Origin of the sequence: Dorea amylophila (assembly GCF_025567265.1) — a bacterium.
Lineage (GTDB): Bacteria > Bacillota > Clostridia > Lachnospirales > Lachnospiraceae > Dorea_A > Dorea_A amylophila.
In genome coordinates this window covers 60,026-80,221 of sequence record NZ_JAOQJW010000009.1, presented here as the reverse complement: position 1 = coordinate 80,221, position 20,196 = coordinate 60,026, and the positions used below count along the sequence as shown (strand labels likewise).

Genomic DNA, 20,196 nt, shown 5'->3' with positions numbered 1-20,196 from the left:
TCACAATATGGAATATAATATCAGAGTATATAAACCGGAATTGAAACAGGAAGAAGGAAAAATCAATAACCTGAAAGGATTTGCTACCATTACCTTTGATGAGGCCTTCTGTGTGAAAAGCCTTGCAATTAAAGAGTCCTCGAAAGGAAATCTGTATCTCGATATGCCCCGTTACAGAGATTATGAAACAGGGGAGTATGTTCCTTTTTTCCGGTTTACGGATAAGGAATTTCAAAAGGAAGTGTTGGATACCGTAAGGGAAGCCTATGAGAATATGACAGAAACGAAAACAGACTGTAAGGGCTGTTGGGGAGAGGAAGAGCTGTATTACAATCTGAGTGTAAATCCGGTACAGGGAAGCGATACATTTAAGGCAGATGTAGCCATTCGTCTGCAGGACGTATTGGCAATCCAGCAGCTTCATGTGATCCAGGCATGGAACGGAAAAACTTTTGTAGGTATGCCTCAGAAAAATTCTGCAAAAGGAGAGAGGGAGGATATTGCCCATGCAGTCAATGCAGAATTTAAGGCAGATCTGGAAAGTGCAATCATGGACGAATACAATAAAAAGATGGAATATGCCAAAAGCCAGAAACAGCAGCGAAGAGGGAGATAGGAGCGATTCATAAAAAGACTGGTATTTTTGGAACAATAATGGTAGAATGAAGGAAATATCAGCATGGGAGGAAACAGTATGCCAAGACGTAAAAAAGTAGAAAATCTTTCTCTTGAAGAAATGCTTATGAAGACAGAGCAGGAGATTAAAACAACAGAGGCAGAATTAAAAGAACTGCGTTTGAAAGCAAAAGAACTTAGGAAGAAGATTGAAGATAAACAGAAAGATGAAATCTTTAGCGCCTTACTTGCTTCCGGAAAAACAGTGGAAGAGGTCATGACATATTTAAAATCCGGTAATGAAGAAAAAGCGGAATAAAATAAAGGAAAATGCCGTTACGGGTGATAAACCTGTAGCGGCATTTTTTGTGGTCATAAAAATAATATTTGGTGGACAAAAATAACTATTATTTGTATTGAGTGCTATACTACAAAACATCTAATACATATGGATTAGGAATAAACACAGGGAGGTAAGAAATACATCAATGGTTTCAGAGAAAACAAGAAGTCCCACAAAAATATATTAAGCAAAAGGGAATAGAAATTTTGAAAACACTGTAAAGTGTAAAAAATAGTTAGTGAAAAGAAGAAAGGTTGGGTATAAAAATGAAAATTAACGATTTTAAAGAAAACAATGAAAATAAAAAGGAAGTTATGGAGAAAAAGATGGAAGCCTTAAAGCTGGAAAATATCAATAGTATGTGGTATTTCATTGTTGCAACTCTTAAGGCAGTTGTTGGTAGTAAGGGACACTAATAAAAAAATTGATTTAAAATGGAGGAATTAGAGATGAAAATTAATGAATTTAAAGAAAATAACGAAACAAAAAAAGAGGTTATGGATCAGAAAATGGAGGCCTTAAAACTGGAAAATATTAACAGCATGTGGTACTTCATTGTCGCTACCCTTAAAGCTGTCGTTGGTAGTAAAGGACACTAAATATAAAAAGACGAGAGATTTGTAGACTTATCATATTTTATGAGAAATAGGTGTTTATAGAATGCTTCATATATTTTATAAACACCTATTTGGAAAGGATACTGCAATGAAACTGATTAATTATAGTTTGAAAGTAGGGAAAAAAAAGCTACTTGAAAATGTAAACATTTCATTTGATAAGAAATATATAAACCATATTTTAGGAAGCAATGGCGCTGGAAAATCAAGTTTTGCTAAAACATGTGTAGGAATGTTAGAATTTGAGGGAAAAATTGAAGAAAATCAGGAGGCAATTCTTATTGGAAGCAGTAGTAATATTCCGGCAGAGTTTACTCTTGATGATGTGATAAAATTATTAAAAAAGAAATTTGAAGCACAGAAAATTATGGGTTTATATGACCTGTTAAAATTAAATAAAGTATCTAAAAACTTGCAAATCAAGAAGATGAGTGATGGTCAGAAGCAAAAAATAAAATTATTGGCGTTTTTATCAGCAGACCCTAAAGTGATTATATTAGATGAATTTACAAATGCTTTGGATAAAAATAGTTCTATAGATTTGTATGAATTCCTTATGGAATATAAGAAAACTCATGAAGCGGTTATTATCAATATTACACATAATTTATCTGATTTAGAATATATGGAAGGGAAATACTATTATATTAACAATCTGGAAATTACAGAAATTGCTTCTAAAGACGAGATTGTAGCTATGTATATAAGGGGGGAATAATATGGAAATAAGAAAAAATATAAAAAATCACTTTTTTTTATTTTATTTACTTACTGTAGCAATCTGTTTTGTTCTAGGATATGTACTACTTGTAAGTCTGGATAAGATTTCCAATCCGACAATTAGTGAGCTATACGTTAGCATTTATACGGTAATCACACAGTTTGGAATGCTTATTTTTCCAGTATTGATTATTCAGTCTTTTGTATCAGATTACAAAAATAAAAATATCCTATTTTATAAACTTATGGGATACAATTGGCTTCGCTATTTTTTGACAAAAATTGTGGTGATATTAGCTTGGATGAGTATTATTGTTTTTGGTGGAGTTATAGGTATAAGTATTGTGTATCAGGATTTCTCTTATACTTTGGCAACTTTGTTCTACTTCGAAAGTGCAATTATTTATGAAATATTATTGGCAAGTATGTGGGGATTTTTGTTTAAAAGTGTTATTGGAGCCTATGTAGTAAATTTTGCTTTTTGGTTATTTTCAATGGTGGCTTCGATTGCTAACCCCAAATTGAGCTTTTTGGTTAGGTATGACGCTTCAAATCCTGTTTTCATAAAGTTTAACCAGTACTTTAATACACGAAATAGCGATTATTTGATGATTCAAGAAAATATTTTATATTCAATAGCATTATTTGCTACTGTATTATGTATAATTTTTATTTTTAGAAGGAGATGGGAAAAAAATGGAATTTAAAGGATGTGGAATTTTATTAACTGAAAATTGTAATGCAAGATGTAAAATGTGTTGTGACTCAAGAGGGCTTGTAAGAGGTAAAACTCTTACAATAGAGGAATTAGATTTGATTCTAAAAAATATTAAGGAATGTCCGTCTATAGATCTCATTGGTGTGACTGGCGGTGAACCTATGCTATATCCTGATTTGGTAGAGCATATAATTAATTTTGATTATGGTAGAAAAGTTGGAATTACAATTAAAACTAATGGATTCTGGGGAAAGGACATCAATAAGGCAAGAAATTTTATTGAAAGAAATAAATCTAAGATAAAAATGATTTCCTTTAGTTATGATCAATTTCATAAGGAATTTATTGATTTGCAGAATATCTTAAATATTGTAGATATTGCAAATGATTTAGAGGTAAGTACGGAAATTGTTGGTTGCTTCTTAAAAGATGGTATTCAGCCAGGTGATATTATCAATGAGATGGGGGAACATGCCTTTAAGACAAATTATGCATATCAACCAGTTATTAATACCGGATCAGCAGAGATATTTTCTGATTCCCAGTTTATAAAAGTTATTGATTTGAAGAAACATGAAGCGCGCTGTATTGGACTTTTAGATCGAACATTATTGATTAATGCAAAGTTAGAAGTATATCCATGTTGCTCACAAGTCGTAGAAAATACGCTTTTATTAATGGGAAATTTACATGAAGAGAGCTTGAGTGCAATCATTCAGTCTATAGATTATAATAAGGTTTTACATAAAATCTATACAGAAGGTTTTACACCATTTTTGGAATTATTAAAGAAAAAGAATATAGAATATCCGCAGAGTTTGACTTCTCCGTGTGAGCTATGTGGATTTTTATTTAAAGATGATTGGTTTTTAAGATTGCTGAAGGAAGAAGGATATTTTGAAAATATTTAAATATGAAGAATATACCATAGCTCAGGACAGTAAAAGAGATTTTACGATTGTAGAAAAAAATAATAATTTCTTTAAATTGGATAATGCAACATTTGATTCACTGTTCGGAAAGGAAAAACTGGAGTTCGTAAAAAATGATAAAGATAATATACTATATATGATGGGAATGATTTTCATGATTCTTCTGACATTATATTTATATTTTAGAACTACAACGTATTCTATTATAGATGTAAATTTTCTTCCAGCAACTTTAGTTTTAATAATAAATATATTTATTCATGAACTTGGACATGTATTATTTTTGAAAAAATTTTATCCTAAAAGTCGAGTCAAAATAGGGTTTAAATTTATGTTTATTTGGCCTGCATTTTATGTAGATACTTCATATAGCTATATGGTTTCTAAATACAAAAGGATTGCAATTTATCTGGCTGGAAATTTTATGAATTGTATTTATGTATTGCTTGTACTATTATTTTTTCCAAAACAGCTACCGTATTGTTATTTGGTGATTTCTAATGTGCTGGTGAATTTCATTCCAATAGTAAAAAGTGATGGATATTATGCAGTTGTTACATTATTCAATAAAACAAATATAAAAAAAGACAAAGTAGCTACCACATTAGAAGATGCTATTAGAGGTATAATTATGTTTGGCGTTTTAGGGATTTTTTCATGGTTATCACAATAGGGAGGAAAAATATGGAAAAGATATTATTTACATCAGAATCAGTTACCGAGGGACATCCAGATAAAATTTGTGATGCAATTTCCGATGCGATATTAGATGCACTGATTGAAAAAGATCCAATGAGTCGTGTTGCCTGCGAAACCAGTATAACTACAGGATTAGTATTAGTTATGGGGGAGATAACAACGCAAGCATATATTGATATTCCTCAGATTGTTAGAGAAACCCTTCGTAACATTGGATACACAAGGGGAAAATATGGATTTGATGCTGATACCTGTGGAGTTATTACATGTATTGATGAGCAGTCTAAGGATATTGCACAGGGGGTAAATGAAGCATTAGAAGTAAAAGAGCAGAATGAGTGCGAAAATGCAAAAAGTATGTTAGGTGCCGGTGATCAGGGGATGATGTTCGGTTATGCAACGAATGAAACAGATGAATTTATGCCGTATGCTATTTCGTTGGCTCATAAATTAGCTAGACAGCTTGCGAAAGTCCGCAAAAATGGAACTCTTGCTTATCTTAGACCAGATGGGAAAACGCAGGTTACAGTAGAGTATAATGAGCAAGGGAAACCTGTACGATTAGAAGCGGTGGTTTTGTCTACACAGCACGATCCTGAAATATCTCAGGAACAGATACAAAAAGACATTAAACATTATGTCTTCGATTGTGTTTTACCTCAGAGAATGGTAGATTCTGAAACCAAATTTTACGTAAATCCTACGGGACGTTTTGTAATTGGTGGACCGCATGGTGATAGTGGTTTAACAGGGCGGAAAATTATTGTGGACACATATGGAGGATATGCTCATCATGGCGGCGGAGCTTTTTCTGGAAAGGATTGTACAAAAGTAGATAGGTCAGCAGCATATGCAGCTCGTTATATTGCTAAAAATATTGTAGCGGCAGATTTGGCACATAAATGTGAAATTCAACTTTCATATGCAATTGGTGTAGCAAAGCCAATCTCAATAGGAATTAATACATTTGGAACAGGTGAATTGCCAGAGGATATGTTAATTCATATTATAAGAGATAATTTTGACTTGAGTCCTACTGGTATTATAAAAATGCTTGATTTAAGACAGCCTATATATAAGCAGGTGTCAGCATATGGACATTTTGGAAGATTAGATTTAGATTTACCATGGGAAAGATTAGATAAGGTAGAGGATTTAAAAAAATATAAGAATGATACAGAAAAAGGCACTGATTAGTGCCTTTTGTTATGCGCTGGAGAAGACGAAAAAGAATTCATGGACAAAAATCCCTGAATTTATGGACATAATAAGAAAAAAGCAAAAGGTTTTGCTATAATTCATGACATAGGGAGGGATTAAAAGTGTTAAATAAAGTGTCCAGTAAACTTGCAAAAAGAATAGCAGATGGCTCGGAAAGGAGAAAAGAAGCTGTTTATACTTATGGCATAGAAATTATTTTGTCAACAATGATTGGAATAAGTTCAATATTGATTGTGTCAGGTTTATTACACGAATTTAAATTAGGTGTAATATTCCTATTGGTGTTTGCACCATTGAGAGTATTTACGGGTGGATATCATGCAGTTACATATTTTAGATGCTTTTTGATTAGTAACATTTCGTATTTATTTTTATTACTTTTTAACAATATAATTTATACAAAGCTTCCATTAGAAATATGGTTGATTTTGCTAGTATTAAGTAGTTACTATATTGCTATCCATGCACCGGTGGTTAATGAAAATCAGCCTATTGGTGAAAATAAAAAAAGTCGGTGTAAGATTATGGCTAGGAATATTTTGAACATAAATGTCTTTGCTGCATTATTTTTATCAGTAGTAGATAAAGAGATCATGGGTATGATGGTATTAAGTATTTGTTTGGTAGCAGTATTTATGCTGATTACTGATAAACCTAAATTTTTATTGTATACAAAGAAAGGAGTTATAGGACTATGAAATTTCTTGCTATGTGTATAGAAGCTTGTGCAATATGGGGAGCAAATTGTGCATCTGTTTGTCTTTCATATCAGCCTAAATTACCGGAATGTCTGAAATAAGGTAAAGTTAATACATGTATATAAATAAAAGATGCCAGAGTGTTGATATTCCGGCATCTTTTATGCTAAATGAAGTATATAGGGAGGAATAGAAATGCAGATAAGAGAGAATGGAGTATATATTGAAGCAATTAAATTAGCAGCAGGAAGTGTACAATATAAAGATATATCCGTAAAAGATACATTTATTGATGCTGTTTTTCAGTTGTATCAATACTATCAAAACACAGAAAATATTAAGTATTTAGAAACTTCAATTTTGCATATACAGGCTTATTTAGAAATGGGATTTCCGTATGAAGAAGGGAAAGATGTTTTTGACCTTGTTTTAAAAGAGTTAGGAACTACAAGAGAGTTAAAATTCCCCCAAAAATTTTACTTTGCAAAAAAGGTAAAATTGAATAAAACTCAGGTACGATCTATGATAAAAAAGTGGCCAGCATCTCCGCATCAAGAAATGAAAATAGATGAGGTAGTAGCAGATATTATAACAAAAGTAAAGCAACATGAAACAGGGATTTATTATTATAAATGCGCAGTAACAAAAGACATGTATGAATTGGTAATAAATGAAAAAGAAATGTTTTTCCATGATTTAAGGAGAGGAATTTTTTATACATTTATGATTTAACAAATCACTAGAATCTGCTATAATAAAGTGATTGCTCATAAGGAGGCGTATCATGATTTACATTGCTATATGTGATGATAACGAAAAAACAGTAGAAATATTAAAGAAAAAAGTAATGGAATTTTTAAAAAAGAGTAACGAATTTGCAGACATAACGGTTTATACTCAGAGTGAGAATTTACAATATGATATTCAGGAAGGGAAATATTATGATCTAATCCTTAGTGACATTGAAATGCCTAATATAGACGGTATGAATTTAGCTGCATATGTTAAAAGGTATTTACCGGAAGTGCTAATCATATTTATTACATCACATTTAAAATATGCCGTAGATGCATTTGAATTGTCAATCTTTAGATATATACCCAAAAACTCAATAGGCTCTAGGTTACCACAGGCGTTGAAGGATGCTATCAATATGATAAAGATACAGACAGATGAATTTTATGCAATAAAAACACCAACTAGAGTAGAAAAAATACCTTATCATAAGATTTTGTATATTCAAAGAGAAGGAAAAAATTCTGTAATAACATTATTAGATAATTCAGTGACCAAGGTAAGAAAGAGTCTTACACAGGTGTTTAAAGAATTTCGATCTGATGATTTTGTATATGTTGATCGTGGGGATATTGTTAATCTAGCCCATATTATGGGAATAAAAGATGGAATTGTAGAACTGAAGAATGGAATTCGTTTGCCAGCAAGCCAGGCAAAACTGGAACAAATAAAAACGAAGTTAAGTGACTTCTGGAGTGAACAGATATGAATATTGTATATAATGGAATTGAAATTTTAGCAAGTTCTGTTGAAGTATTTGTATTATATAAAATATATAGTATTTTGTTATATAAGCAACGAGGAAAGCAAAACTTTATATTAGATAGAGAATTAGCAATAATAGGAACTGTATTAATACAAATTTGCAATCATGTATCAATATTTTCTTATTTTACGATTATATTATTTGTATTATATATGAGTATTACCGCTAAAATTATCTACAGGAGAAAGTATATAGAACTATTTTCAATCGCAAGTTTTTATGTATTATGTTTAAGCTGTTTCGACTTTTTGATTTTTACTCTTGTATCGATTTTTTATGGTGGCTATGATACATTTACCGCGCTAGTTTCTACAAGAGGAATTTTACGTGTAGTAATGATTTGTGTTATAAAGTTTTTATGGATACTGCTGTATTTTATGATAAAGAAATATTTATATTCTTTTTCATTGAAGAAGAACTATGTATATACAATTTTAATTATATCCTGTGCGGGATTTTTGGGATTTGTATACTTAGTTAATCAAACATTTAAGGCATTTAATTATACAATGGCAGGTGTGTGGTTTGTATTTATAGCTCTTTGGTCATTACTTTTTTTTACAGTTTATTTTGTAATAGAAAGCAAAGAAGAAAAAATGAAATTAGATTTTGCAGAAATGCGAAATGAACTGCTCGAAGAAAATTATAAAACTATTAATGAAATTTATACAGGTAATGCAAAGCTATACCATGATTTAAATAACCATTTGAATGTATTATATCAGCTTTTAGATGAAGAAAAAACGTTGGAGGCAAAGAATTATATTACAGAAATAAGTCGCCCAATAATGCAATTATCGAAAACTACTTGGACAGGAATAGACGTTGTTGACGTAGTGATTAATAGTAAATTGGGAAAAATGAAGGAAAAAGGAATTACCTGTAATGTGAATGTGGAATTCCCGCAGAATACCAATATTAAACCACATGATATGTGCACAATATTGGCAAACTTATTGGATAATGCGATTGAAGCTTCTGAAAAATTGAAAATACCTGGAAATATTTCGTTGACTATACGCCGGATTAATCACTTTTTACTTATAAAGGTTTCTAATGCGTGTGAAGAAAATAAAGAGTCATTTGCACATTTTCCTTCAACAACAAAGAAAAATAGAGAATTTCATGGTTGGGGACTTCCGAGTGTAAAAGATGCAGTTGAAAAATATAATGGTACACTAAAGTGCATAAATGAGGAAAAACAATTCATAGTAAAAATTATGTTGTTTTTTGAAAAAAATACAAATTAAAATAGCCAAAGTGGGAAATTACAATCTTATTTTTATGTTTTGATGGAAAAACGTAGTAAATGAAATTAAAGACATTTAATTATATTAAAAAAGAATAGTAGGACACTTATAATCGGTGATATAGAGAATAAGAAAAGAATGTTGCAAAAGCGATATTCTTTTTTTTATTCAATATTTTGAAATAGAACGAAACCAAACTCCAATCCTTTCCGTATTGATAAAAAACAGACAGATGGGATTTGGACAATGGATGAAATTATTTTAATGAGAAAACTGAAGAGGAAAGATGAATGGGCATTGGGAAAAATCATTGATTTATATAGTTCCTATATCACATATATCGTCTGGGAATTACTGCATAAAAAAGGTACCAAGGAAGATATAGAGGAGGTGGTTGCAGATACTTTTATTTCCCTATGGCTGACAGCAGAAAGGATTAATTATAAAAAGTACAGCAGTGTCAAATCGTATCTGGGAATGATTGCAAGAAATAAGGCGAAAGATTGGTTAAGAGCTTATCGTGGAGAAATTCTGGAACTTAATGATGATATTCTTTTGATTGATGGTGATGTAGAGCACTTGATTTTACAGAAAGAGCAACAGTTGATCATTGGAAGAACATTGGAGAAATTAAGAGAGACGGATAGAAAAATTTTTATTATGTATTATTATCGGTATAAAAAAATAGAAGAGATTGCAGAAACATTAAAAATGAATCCTCAAACAGTAAAGACCCGTCTGCGGAGAGGAAGAGAAACTCTGAAAAGGATTCTTCTGGAGGAGGGATATGATGCCAGTGAAGTTTAAAATAAGTGAAATGTTTGATAATTCCTGTGAGCTATTTGAAAATGAAATGCAACATAAAAATATTGAAAGTGAGAAGCGAATAAAAGAAATTGTTTTTCTTGAGATAGGTCACACCAAAGCCAAAAGAAATCGCAGGAGATATATAGCTGTTTTGGCAGCGGCAATGGGAATTGGAGGAATCACTGTTGGGGCACATGAAGTTTTAAAATCTGCAGGTGAAATCAAAAATAATGAGGAAGTGGTTTTAGAAAATCAGAACGGACTTGCTTTATATGAAAAGGAAAACAGCGGAGCTATACAAATGGAAGTGGAAACGGACATCATTTTACCAGAAAATTTATATAAAGATGGAATTCCTATTGCAAAATATATTATGGAATTAAAAACAGAGCGTAACGGATCAGTGCCAGAGTGTTATTTGGATAACGGAACCATGATTGTTCTTATAGATTTTGATGGAGATACTTGGAATATGAAAACAGGGGATACTTTTATATTAGATTTCATACAGTCTGATAGTGATGAGAGAGGTAAAGCAAGAACATTGGAGATTGGATATATTTTTAATGGAGAGGTGATAGATGAGAAGGTTATATCAGAAACAGAAAATAAGATAATCCTGGATATTCCTAAATCAGGACAATATGGTGTATATTTAAAAAATGTATCTAGTGACAGAGTGACGATTTCGCAAGGAATATTGACTGTAGAAAGGGGAAAGTGAAAGATGAAAAAAACAAGAATATTTTTTGGAATGTTAGGGCTTATTTGCTTGGTTGCTATGCCAGTTTCAGCAGCCGATAATGTAAGAAATATAACAACTTATAGTATTTGTAGAGAAGATTTATATAAAGATCAGATAGAGGATAGAATGGTACTACAGCAAATTAGTATTGAAAGTGGGAAAACGGTATCCTTTTATGACTCCAATGGCTCTATGTTTTATGTGAGTGGAGGTACTACTGTTACTTTTCGGGTAAACTTGAATGTATCTTCCTCTGTAAAGATGGGGTATATCAATCAGAATGGAAGTAGAACTCAAAAGTATAGCGGTTCAGGAACTTCTCATAAAACATCATTTACAATACCGTCTAGTGGATATTATAGATTCTATGTAACCAATAGTGGATCTAAAACAGTAAAAGTAACGGGAGGTGAAATTAGTTTCTAAAATTATGAGAAGGAAAATATTTAAAATAATAAAGTGGTTGGCTATTGTAATTCTGATTCTATGCTGCATGGGGATCACATGGAACTATTTTTGTAAAAAGAGAGAAATACCAAAGATACAAGCAGCTTATGGCAATGCAGTTAAAGTCAATGGGAAAAAGATGACTGTGGAAATTGCTGGTTTGCAAGCAGAAGAATCCCCCGTTATTGTGTTACTCCCAGGACTGGGATCTCCTTCTCCGGTATTAGAGTTTAGACCGTTAGCTGAGAAATTAGGAAAGACATATAAAGTGATTACAGTGGAGCCTTTTGGCTATGGACTGTCTGATCCCGCAGATACAGAGAGAAGCATAGAGAATATCGTAGAGGAATTACATGCCTGTTTAGAGGAGATTGGAGTTCACCGATATTATCTGATGGCTCATTCTATTAGCGGATTGTATTCCCTGTATTATGCTAATACTTATCCAGAGGAAGTTCGTGGTTTTATAGGGATAGATTCTTCTGTACCAAAGCAAAATGAGAATGAACCCTTTGATACAACAAAATTAAATCTTCTGATGGCCTATTTAAGTAAAACAAAAAATGTGTTGGGAATTAGCCGGATATTTTCAATTGGAAATCCGGAAAAGGCTATCTATGCAGACCAGAATTATTCTTATTCACAGGAAGACTTAGAAGTTTTTCGGATACTTTCCCTTGATAACTCTTATAATAAGACTGTAATGAATGAATTAAAGCAGGTAGAAAAGAATCTGGAGATAGTACAAGATATGAAATTTCCAGAAGAAGTTCCAGTGCTAAATTTTGTTTCAGAAGATAATTGTGAAATTTTTCCAGAATGGGAGAAACTGCATAGAAGTGTGTTGAGCGATAATCAGGAAAATAGATTGGTAATGTTAAAGGGGGGACATTATCTGCATTTTGAGCAGAAGGAAAGAATAAATTATTATGTAGTTAAATTTATAAACTAGACAGAAAATGTCGGTACAGGTGATAGTAAAACCTGTACCGGCATTTTTATTTACAGAAAGGTTACTATTGAGTAGGTACGGACTATCTACTATTTACGTATGAGAAACAGAATAGTCTATTTAAGGTTTAGCACAGCTAATTTATAAAAGAAGCTGCATGATAGGAATTAAGGTTTCTGAATCAATTTCATCGTCAAGATTATTTTCAAACTTACTACTAGAGGTATTTTCCTCGTTGGTATTATTTGAGGATTCTTTAGTAGTGTTTTTTGAATTATTACACATAGGTTTTTCCTCCGTTAATTTTTTTTGTGTGCATTAATATAAAAAGACAGAGCTATACATATTGATAAAATAAAAATTGAAATACCAGTTAATATTAAAAGATGAAAGTAATTAAAATATAAAAAGTGAGAAGCCCTTTCACTAAAAATATTCACAAAAAACATAAGCGCAAAAGCAGGTATAAGCCTAAACCAAACAGCAAATTGTTGATTACGAATGTTTTCTATTTTATAGTATATGACATACTGAACACTACATAATGAAAGACATGTAATGGCAATAATAAATATTATTTTATAATAGCCCATTGAATCATCTATAGAATATTTTCGGCCCGCATAATAAAAAATAATGAAACTTAGTAATGTCGAAAGGAATATATTTATAAAAAGATAACAGTAGCGTGCTAACACCTTTTTCTTTGTAGAAACAGGAAGCATATTATAAAAACAGGATTTATAATATGAGGAAACGTTAAAAGGAACTGTTGAAAAAATAAAAGTCATCATAAAAAGTATTCCTATTGAAAAAGTTGGCATTGCTTTAAAAACTCCTAAATACACTGAGAAAAGTATTGCACATAATATTATAATAATTTGTGATGAAATAAGTCGATAGTCCAATTTGATTAATTTATTCACAATATGTATCCTCCTTTGAGTGATATAATAATATTTGTTCAAGTGTAGGTCTTTTAAAAGACAGGTTATTTGGAAGAAAATCTATATTATCAGAGCGAACTAGTCCTTCCAAATAATTGTCTTTTTGTATGAAACTAACACATTTTTTTTTGAAAAAATCTTGGTGTTGAATTGAACCGGTGATAAGAATGAAATTATCAAGTAGTTCATCATTTGTCCCCATTAATGTGCATTTCCCATCTAAAATCATATATATATAATCAGCTATGTTATCTAATTCTGATAAAATATGGGTGGAAAATAAGACACTGTGTTCGCCATCTTTTATATAGTCCTTTAATATTTGTAAAATTTCTGTTCTAACAACAGGATCTAAACCATTTGTGGCTTCATCTAAAATAAGAATTTCTGGTTTTCTGCTTAAAACGCAAGCAAACATCAGGCGGACTTTCATACCTTTAGAGAAGGTGCCTACGTTCTGGTTACATGGTAATTTCCACAAACTAATATACTCATCAAACGATAATGGGTCAAAAGTCGGATAGAAGTCTTTAAGTATTTTCTTTATTGTATGGATTTTAAAGAAATCTGGAAAATAAAAATCATCAGCAATATAACCGATTGAGTTTCTATAATCCTTTTCTGAATCAGAAAGCTTTTTTCCATTAATATATATAGTGCCAGAATCCGGTAAATATTGATCGGTGATTAGTTTTATGGTAGTTGTTTTTCCAGAACCATTAGGACCTATATATCCTATAATGTAACCTTTAGGCAATTCGAAGTTTATATTATCTAAATAGAAGTTATTAAATGTTTTTGATACATTATTTAGTTTTAAAATACACATATTATTCCTCCTTTTTTGTTTGTAATTCGTTATTGTATATTTTAGAAAAGTCCTCTATTAGTTCATTATATTCTATATCAATATATTGTGCATTGCGAATAGCCAATCTGAGATATTGGTAAATATTATTTTTGTAATAATACTGTATTTCTTTATTTTCCCTGCTACATGTTATGAACCCTTTTCCAGGTAAAGAAGTAATGAAGCCTTCTATTTGTAACTTATTATAAGCATTAGTTACTGTAATAACGCTAATGTCTAAATCTTTTGATAATTGGCGAATAGAAGGAAGAGGAGTATTGGAAGGGATTTTCTCTAAAACAATTTGCTCACGAATCTGTTCCACAATTTGCATGTAAATTGGAAGTTCGGAAGAATTGCTTATTAGTATGGTAAAGTCCATTTTGTGTTCACCTCCTTTGCGAAATATCTGTATATATATAATTATATACGGTTAATAAAAATGTGTCAAGATATAAATAAATATATAGAATGATGAAATATTGTATTATCTTTAAAATTGTATTGCATGTTTGATTAAAATTGGGAATGAAGTAAGATAAAACTTTGTCATTCAATCACAAAAATGGTATATCATGCATTTTGTCTTGTATTAAAATCCATTTTTTGTAAAATATGTTTAACAAACAAATAAATTGTTTAGACGAAAGGAGAGATATGATCATGAGTGCTTTAAAATTTGTAGGGAAGCACATGAAAAGGCATAAAGGGAAAATAATAATTAGCCTTGTGCTATCAATAGTCATATCATTGGTTTCTAGTTTGGGACCCTATATCATGAAATTGATTGTTGACGTTGGTATTCCAGAGGGGAGAATAGAGTATATTCTGATATTATCAAGTATGGCTGTTGCTGTATATTTTTTATACTCTATGGGAAATTTTTTACTATCATATATTTTTACATTACTGAGTGAAACAGTGAATCTTGATATTAAAAAAGAAATTTATAATAAATTGATGTATTATCCGCTTTCATTTTTTGGAAATAAGGAAAAGGGATATATATTGGCAAGAACTAATGAGATCAATTCGATAAAACCACTTTTTTCAAGTACTACATGTAAACTGGGTTTAAGTATTATAGAATTCGTGATTGCATCGGTCTTTTTATTTTCTATAAATACTAGTTTTACTATATGCATTTATCTGTTTTTGCCGATTTATTTTCTTCTAATAAAAATGATGATGAATAAAACCAGATATATAGTCGGAAAGAATATGGAGGAAGTAGCCACTGCAAATGGAACAATACAGCAAGTTCTTTCAGGAATTGAACAGGTAAAAATTTCCAATAAAGAAAAAACAGAGTCGCAGAAAATAAATAATTTGAATGAGCGAATAAGTAAATTATCAACAAAACAGAGCGTATTGCTTAATCTTACATCGGAATCAATAATGTTGATTTGCAATATTATTTCTGTCCTTGTACTAGTTATATCAGCTATTCACATTTCAAAAAACAATATGACAATGGGAGATTATTTTGCTTTTTCAGGATATTTGCCAAAACTATTAGCACCTGTTCAAGCGTTGGCTTCATCACTAATCAGTATTCAGCCAGCTATAGCTTCTTTGAAAAGACTAGTACAGTATTTCTCAGAAAAGATAGAGGTAGAGAACGATCTTCCATATCTGAATATAAGTAATGGACAAATAGTCTTTGAAAATATGTCCTTTAAATACGAAGAAGACAGTAAAATGATAATAAATAAGTTGTCTGTAAAGATTCCTGGGAAAAGTAAAGTACTTATTAAAGGGAGAAATGGAAGCGGAAAAACTACGTTACTTAAATTAATCATGGGATTATATACAAATTATACAGGATACATATATATTGACAATAAAGATATAAAGAATTACAGAAAAGCCAGTATTCGTAATCAAATTAGTATAGTATCTCAAAATATTTTTTTATTTTCAGGAACAGTTAAAGAAAATATTTTATATAGTGTGGATAACTTTACTGATTATGAGTTAGTTGAGGCATTAAAGGATAGTGGCTTGGCTGAAGCCTTTAGAAAAGGTCAATTAAATCTTGAAAGTAATGTAGGGGAAAATGGGATGTTACTATCAGGAGGACAAAGACAAATGATAGCAATTGCTAGGGCGATAATGAAGAAATCTAAAATATTGATATTTGATGAAGCTACATCAAATTTAGATTCAAAAAAGACTGATGATTTATATAAAATGATTCATGAAAAATTTAAAGAAAGTACATGTATTATAGTTTCGCATGATTATATAGATGGAATTCGATTTGATAAAATAATTAACTTAGATAAGGAGAATAAAAATGAAAAAACGAATGACACTGACATTTAAATCAAAAAAAGGAAACGAATATTTATATGATGATTCCACAGGCCTTATTTTACCATGGAGTAAGGAAGATGAAAAAATTTTGAAACAATTGCTAGAAGGTAATAAGACAGAAGATATACTAAAAGATGGTGATGTACACGAAAGTAAAGTGCATTATTTATCCTACTTGTTGGATCAAACTGGAGCCTTTTTGGAAGAGTGTGATATTCGCGTGAAATATCCAGGAGAAGAGGAAATTGTTGACTTTATCGGTAGTAATTTAGCAAGACAATTGATTTTATCAGTAACAGATGATTGTAATTTAAGATGTAAATATTGCATTTATTCAGACGCATATCATTTGACAAAAGATAAAAGTTGTAAGTATATGACAGAGGAAACTGCTAAACGTGCTATTGATTACTTTTTTGAGCTGATTTCACCTCAATTAAGACGTAATCCAAGAAAGAAAATAGGAATCACTTTTTATGGTGGTGAACCTCTTATGAATATGAAAACAATTAAGTACGCTGTGAGATATATTAACCAATTTTATAAAGAAAATGTTTATTATATGCTTACAACAAATGGATTGTTACTGAATGATGCGAATATAAAATTCCTAGCAGAAAACGAAATTGGTTTAGCTATAAGTATTGATGGTCCACAAAAAGAACATGATCGGTTAAGAGTTAAAATTGATGGAAGTGGAAGCTTTGAACAAATTGCAAATAATATTAAAAAGCTGAGTGAAGCATATCCTTATTATTTTCGTACAAGGGTAAATGCGGTTTGCGTTTTTGATCCTAAAACAGATATTGAAAAAGTTGAAGAATTTTACGAAGAGTTGGAAAAAACATATAACATTCCTAGAGCCATATTTGTGAATAAAGTTTCCGATAATGAAACAAATTATTATGATCAATTTTCAGATACCGATAATCAAAAATATGATGATAGAATAAAAAATTTAATGCGTAAATTTCATGAAAAGAAAGTAGCAGATAAAGAAATAAGTTCGTATTTGTCAGCTATAGCAGGTGGGGGACCAATGTCTGTAATAGTTAGGCGGAGAATTGATGAAATTCAAGGACATTGTATTAAGAGCAGTGGAGCATGTATTCCGGGACAGAAAATATGTGTTAATTCATCAGGAATATTTGATATATGTGAAAGAGTTAATGGACATAATTCTATAGGAAATGTTGAACAAGGGATTGACGGAAAAGCAGTTTTAAAAATTATGAAAGAATATAATGAGGTTGCTTTAGAAGACTGTTCTAATTGTCCGATTAAAAAGCTTTGTGGATATTGCTATTTGAATTTTGAAACAGAAAATGGATTTAAAAAGAATAAAGCTGGGTGTGCATTTCATCGTAATGTTGTAAAAACAAATTTATCACGATACGTTTCAATTTATGAAGAAAACCCAAATTGCAGATATTTTCTAGATACAGATACTGCAGAATTAGAAAATAATTAAATGTAATTCAAAGATATAGGAGCTGGAAACAACAAAGAAATGAAATGTAACAGGAAAACGTCCACCGAAAAGTGCTGTTGCAGGAAAGAAGTCAGTAATACAACAAACAAAGAATGAGCCAGTAGTCGGCAGGAATATTTTCCAGAGGGCGTGACCCTGTTTAGGAGCTGAGCTGACACCCTGGTTATGGACAGGCGGGACGAGAGAAGTTAGGACTCGGCATAGACTGATGATCCTGGTAGACATGGGAGGTTCGCTACCGTAGATGGATGGGTATACACAAGGCCATGTAGAACGAAAGACCAAGACGTTTTACTTCGTGTACCCAAAATCCTCTATTTTCGTACCAGATACAGAGAAATGTCCATTCCTATGGCTCCTTCTTCTGAGATATTAATTGATGAAAGATTAAAAAATCCTTGATTTTCAAGGAAAAAGACTTGACTATATAGGGAGGATAATATATGTTTTTCAGATTAAATGCATTTGCATTTTTGGTTGCAGGAGAAAAAGATTATAGTATTTATGATATGAAAAATAACTTTATCTATATGCTTAATCGCGAAGCAGGAATGCTTATTAAAAGGTTAGAAAATAATGTGGACCTGGATACCTTAAAAGAATATGAAAAGCACAAGAATGTGTGTATGGACTTTCTTGGGATGTTGGCTCAAAAAGGACTTGGAGATTTTTTTGAAAATGAAGTTCATATAGAAAAGTTTCGCTTTAATGCACCAATTCAGAAAAAAGGTATGCTTGAACCAGTTCCACAATATGTAAAATGTTATTTAGAGATTAGCAATGAGTGTAATTTGAAATGCTCTTTTTGTGGAAAATCAAAATATATAAATTGGCTGGGATGCCAGAGCTGTTTTAGAAATCAAAATCATCAAGAGGCTAGTATTAAATACGACAAATTAGTAAGTGAACTTGAAGAGATTGGTGTAAAAGAATTGATTTTAGGTGGAAGAGAGCCATTTTGCAAATCAGAAGTTATTTACAAACTTATAGAACAGTGCAAAAAAAACAGTAGAATAAATTTGATAATTACTACGCCTGGAAGTGTTGAAGCAAATGAAATATTAAAAGTTTCCAGTTTATATGAAAAAATAAAATTAAACATTGTTGTTTTTGCCACACGTAGATTTTCTGAGTTTTTGAGTGAAGAAATGCAGGAGTTTATACGAAAACAAGAAAAACTATTCAGCGTACTACACAAGAATAATATACCGTATTCCGTTACTTTACAGATATATGACAAAAATCGGAATTATGCAGAGGCTATTATTAGGGATATTAAAACAGAATTGGGTATAACTCCTATGATAGCTGATATTGTGGACATGGAAAAAAGAGAAAAATTGACACATATTGGAATGAATCAAAAGATGTTATCTCAGTATAGAAATCCGCGAGAATTTTATTTGAGAAAAAGTTATAATCCATGCTTATACGGTGTTTTTTCTATTGATTTATTTGGAAATGTGAATCCGTGTCCGGGAATACATAAAGCATTAGGAAATATAACCGACAATACACTGCATGAAATTCTAAGTAAAGATGACCTTTATTCTTATTGGACTTATTCAAAAGATAAAGTTGTGTATTGCAAGAATTGTTCTATGAGATATTTTTGTTCTGACTGTAGTGTGTTTGAATTAGCGTCTCACGAAAGTTCAAATGTACATAATATGTTTTGTCCGGCAAATATTGAAGAAAAAGCTAGTGATATCTCAAATGTGGAATTCGTTGGTTGGAACAAAGAGTATTTGAGCCTCGACTATTAAACGATTATAATGCTATTTTATAGCTTTATAATAAATAAACGAAAGGAGGAAATGTGATATGGGAGAAGTAATGCCAGTAGATAACTGTTCAGGTACATTGTGCTCAGGATCATGCGCAGCAGGATGTGCAGCAGGATGTCTGGTTGGTGGAGGTAGTACAATTGCCTTCGGAACGCTAGGTGGAACAGCAGGCGGAGCATTAACCGCAAATGCAAATGGTGCTTAATAAGAAAGACTGATTTTGAGTAAAACGAAAGGAGGAAATGCGATATGGGAGAAGTAATGCCAGTAGATAACTGTTCAGGTACATTGTGTTCAGGAACATGCGCAGCAGGATGTGCAGCAGGATGTCTGGTTGGTGGAGGTAGTACAATTGCCTTCGGAACGCTGGGTGGAACAGCAGGCGGAGCATTAACCGCAAATGCAAATGGTGCTTAATAAGAAAGACTGATTTTGAGTAAAACGAAAGGAGAAAATGCGATATGGGAGAAGTAATG

Annotated in this window: 26 protein-coding genes; 22 read left to right on the top strand and 4 right to left on the bottom strand. The window is 31.4% G+C overall.

Annotated features, from left to right (window positions below; translation table 11 throughout):
- Nucleotides 1–7 precede the first annotated feature (7 nt).
- From OCV72_RS07320 to OCV72_RS07240, 17 genes are all read left to right on the top strand, one after another.
- A complete protein-coding gene (locus OCV72_RS07320; protein ID WP_055056105.1) occupies nucleotides 8–616 on the top strand; it encodes a septation protein SpoVG family protein in 609 nt (202 codons plus the stop codon).
- A 78-nt stretch (nucleotides 617–694) separates the two neighbouring features.
- On the top strand, nucleotides 695–934 hold the full coding sequence (locus OCV72_RS07315) for a hypothetical protein (protein WP_055056124.1): 240 nt from the start codon (nucleotides 695–697) through the stop codon (nucleotides 932–934).
- A 290-nt stretch (nucleotides 935–1,224) separates the two neighbouring features.
- Entirely contained in the window at nucleotides 1,225–1,374 is a 150-nt protein-coding gene (locus OCV72_RS07310; protein WP_155512671.1) for a hypothetical protein, read from the top strand.
- Between the two features lie 33 nt (nucleotides 1,375–1,407).
- Nucleotides 1,408–1,557, top strand: coding sequence for a hypothetical protein (locus tag OCV72_RS07305; RefSeq protein WP_155512670.1), 150 nt, complete (start codon nucleotides 1,408–1,410; stop codon nucleotides 1,555–1,557).
- Nucleotides 1,558–1,663: 106 nt separating this feature from the next.
- Entirely contained in the window at nucleotides 1,664–2,293 is a 630-nt protein-coding gene (locus tag OCV72_RS07300; RefSeq protein WP_055221587.1) for an ATP-binding cassette domain-containing protein, read from the top strand.
- A 1-nt stretch (nucleotide 2,294) separates the two neighbouring features.
- On the top strand, nucleotides 2,295–3,002 hold the full coding sequence (locus OCV72_RS07295) for an ABC transporter permease (RefSeq protein WP_055056103.1): 708 nt from the start codon (nucleotides 2,295–2,297) through the stop codon (nucleotides 3,000–3,002).
- Nucleotides 2,992–3,924 (top strand): radical SAM protein, encoded by a 933-nt coding sequence (locus OCV72_RS07290; RefSeq protein WP_055056102.1) that lies wholly within the window; start codon nucleotides 2,992–2,994, stop codon nucleotides 3,922–3,924. The genes OCV72_RS07295 and OCV72_RS07290 overlap by 11 nt, the downstream gene beginning before the upstream one ends.
- Nucleotides 3,911–4,618, top strand: a complete 708-nt coding sequence (locus OCV72_RS07285) for a zinc metalloprotease (protein WP_055056101.1) — start codon at nucleotides 3,911–3,913, stop codon at nucleotides 4,616–4,618. The genes OCV72_RS07290 and OCV72_RS07285 overlap by 14 nt, the downstream gene beginning before the upstream one ends.
- 11 nt (nucleotides 4,619–4,629) lie before the next feature.
- Nucleotides 4,630–5,841, top strand: coding sequence for a methionine adenosyltransferase (gene metK / locus OCV72_RS07280; RefSeq protein WP_055056100.1), 1,212 nt, complete (start codon nucleotides 4,630–4,632; stop codon nucleotides 5,839–5,841).
- A 125-nt stretch (nucleotides 5,842–5,966) separates the two neighbouring features.
- Nucleotides 5,967–6,563 carry an accessory gene regulator ArgB-like protein gene (locus OCV72_RS07275; RefSeq protein ID WP_055056099.1) on the top strand — a complete coding sequence of 199 codons (597 nt, stop codon included), beginning with the start codon at nucleotides 5,967–5,969 and terminating at the stop codon, nucleotides 6,561–6,563.
- A gap of 195 nt (nucleotides 6,564–6,758) precedes the next feature.
- The gene (locus tag OCV72_RS07270; protein ID WP_055056098.1) at nucleotides 6,759–7,295 is read left to right on the top strand and encodes a hypothetical protein; all 537 of its coding nucleotides are present in this window, start codon (nucleotides 6,759–6,761) and stop codon (nucleotides 7,293–7,295) included.
- 52 nt (nucleotides 7,296–7,347) lie between these two features.
- Nucleotides 7,348–8,067 carry a LytR/AlgR family response regulator transcription factor gene (locus OCV72_RS07265; protein ID WP_055056097.1) on the top strand — a complete coding sequence of 240 codons (720 nt, stop codon included), beginning with the start codon at nucleotides 7,348–7,350 and terminating at the stop codon, nucleotides 8,065–8,067.
- Nucleotides 8,064–9,374 (top strand): sensor histidine kinase, encoded by a 1,311-nt coding sequence (locus OCV72_RS07260; RefSeq protein ID WP_055056096.1) that lies wholly within the window; start codon nucleotides 8,064–8,066, stop codon nucleotides 9,372–9,374. The genes OCV72_RS07265 and OCV72_RS07260 overlap by 4 nt, the downstream gene beginning before the upstream one ends.
- A 246-nt stretch (nucleotides 9,375–9,620) precedes the next feature.
- Nucleotides 9,621–10,181 carry an RNA polymerase sigma factor gene (locus OCV72_RS07255; protein ID WP_055056095.1) on the top strand — a complete coding sequence of 187 codons (561 nt, stop codon included), beginning with the start codon at nucleotides 9,621–9,623 and terminating at the stop codon, nucleotides 10,179–10,181.
- Nucleotides 10,162–10,905, top strand: coding sequence for a hypothetical protein (locus OCV72_RS07250; RefSeq protein ID WP_155512669.1), 744 nt, complete (start codon nucleotides 10,162–10,164; stop codon nucleotides 10,903–10,905). The genes OCV72_RS07255 and OCV72_RS07250 overlap by 20 nt, the downstream gene beginning before the upstream one ends.
- Before the next feature lie 3 nt (nucleotides 10,906–10,908).
- Entirely contained in the window at nucleotides 10,909–11,352 is a 444-nt protein-coding gene (locus OCV72_RS07245; RefSeq protein ID WP_055056093.1) for a hypothetical protein, read from the top strand.
- Complete coding sequence (locus OCV72_RS07240) at nucleotides 11,336–12,325, top strand: alpha/beta hydrolase (protein ID WP_242856464.1); 990 nt, start codon at nucleotides 11,336–11,338, stop codon at nucleotides 12,323–12,325. The genes OCV72_RS07245 and OCV72_RS07240 overlap by 17 nt, the downstream gene beginning before the upstream one ends.
- Nucleotides 12,326–12,466: 141 nt before the next feature.
- Here the strand turns inward: OCV72_RS07240 and OCV72_RS07235 are convergent, their stop codons facing one another.
- The 4 genes from OCV72_RS07235 to OCV72_RS07220 are packed head-to-tail and all read right to left on the bottom strand — an operon-like array spanning nucleotide 12,467 to nucleotide 14,504.
- Nucleotides 12,467–12,610, bottom strand: coding sequence for a hypothetical protein (locus OCV72_RS07235; RefSeq protein ID WP_155512668.1), 144 nt, complete (start codon nucleotides 12,608–12,610; stop codon nucleotides 12,467–12,469).
- Nucleotides 12,611–12,624: 14 nt separating this feature from the next.
- On the bottom strand, nucleotides 12,625–13,251 hold the full coding sequence (locus OCV72_RS07230; protein WP_055056091.1) for an ABC-2 transporter permease: 627 nt from the start codon (nucleotides 13,249–13,251) through the stop codon (nucleotides 12,625–12,627).
- A complete protein-coding gene (locus OCV72_RS07225; protein WP_055056090.1) occupies nucleotides 13,244–14,101 on the bottom strand; it encodes an ABC transporter ATP-binding protein in 858 nt (285 codons plus the stop codon). Before OCV72_RS07225 ends, OCV72_RS07230 begins: the two co-directional genes overlap by 8 nt.
- Before the next feature lies 1 nt (nucleotide 14,102).
- Nucleotides 14,103–14,504, bottom strand: coding sequence for a GntR family transcriptional regulator (locus OCV72_RS07220; RefSeq protein WP_055056089.1), 402 nt, complete (start codon nucleotides 14,502–14,504; stop codon nucleotides 14,103–14,105).
- 281 nt (nucleotides 14,505–14,785) lie between these two features.
- On the opposite strand from OCV72_RS07220, the gene OCV72_RS07215 reads away from it, so the two are divergent.
- From OCV72_RS07215 to OCV72_RS07195, 5 genes are all read left to right on the top strand, one after another.
- Nucleotides 14,786–16,450 carry an ABC transporter ATP-binding protein gene (locus OCV72_RS07215; RefSeq protein ID WP_055056088.1) on the top strand — a complete coding sequence of 555 codons (1,665 nt, stop codon included), beginning with the start codon at nucleotides 14,786–14,788 and terminating at the stop codon, nucleotides 16,448–16,450.
- On the top strand, nucleotides 16,422–17,912 hold the full coding sequence (locus tag OCV72_RS07210; protein WP_055056087.1) for a radical SAM protein: 1,491 nt from the start codon (nucleotides 16,422–16,424) through the stop codon (nucleotides 17,910–17,912). The genes OCV72_RS07215 and OCV72_RS07210 overlap by 29 nt, the downstream gene beginning before the upstream one ends.
- 464 nt (nucleotides 17,913–18,376) lie before the next feature.
- Entirely contained in the window at nucleotides 18,377–19,699 is a 1,323-nt protein-coding gene (locus OCV72_RS07205; RefSeq protein WP_055056086.1) for a radical SAM protein, read from the top strand.
- A 58-nt stretch (nucleotides 19,700–19,757) separates the two neighbouring features.
- Complete coding sequence (locus OCV72_RS07200; protein ID WP_155512666.1) at nucleotides 19,758–19,925, top strand: hypothetical protein; 168 nt, start codon at nucleotides 19,758–19,760, stop codon at nucleotides 19,923–19,925.
- Between the two features lie 44 nt (nucleotides 19,926–19,969).
- Nucleotides 19,970–20,137, top strand: coding sequence for a hypothetical protein (locus tag OCV72_RS07195; RefSeq protein WP_155512667.1), 168 nt, complete (start codon nucleotides 19,970–19,972; stop codon nucleotides 20,135–20,137).
- Nucleotides 20,138–20,196: the final 59 nt, after the last annotated feature.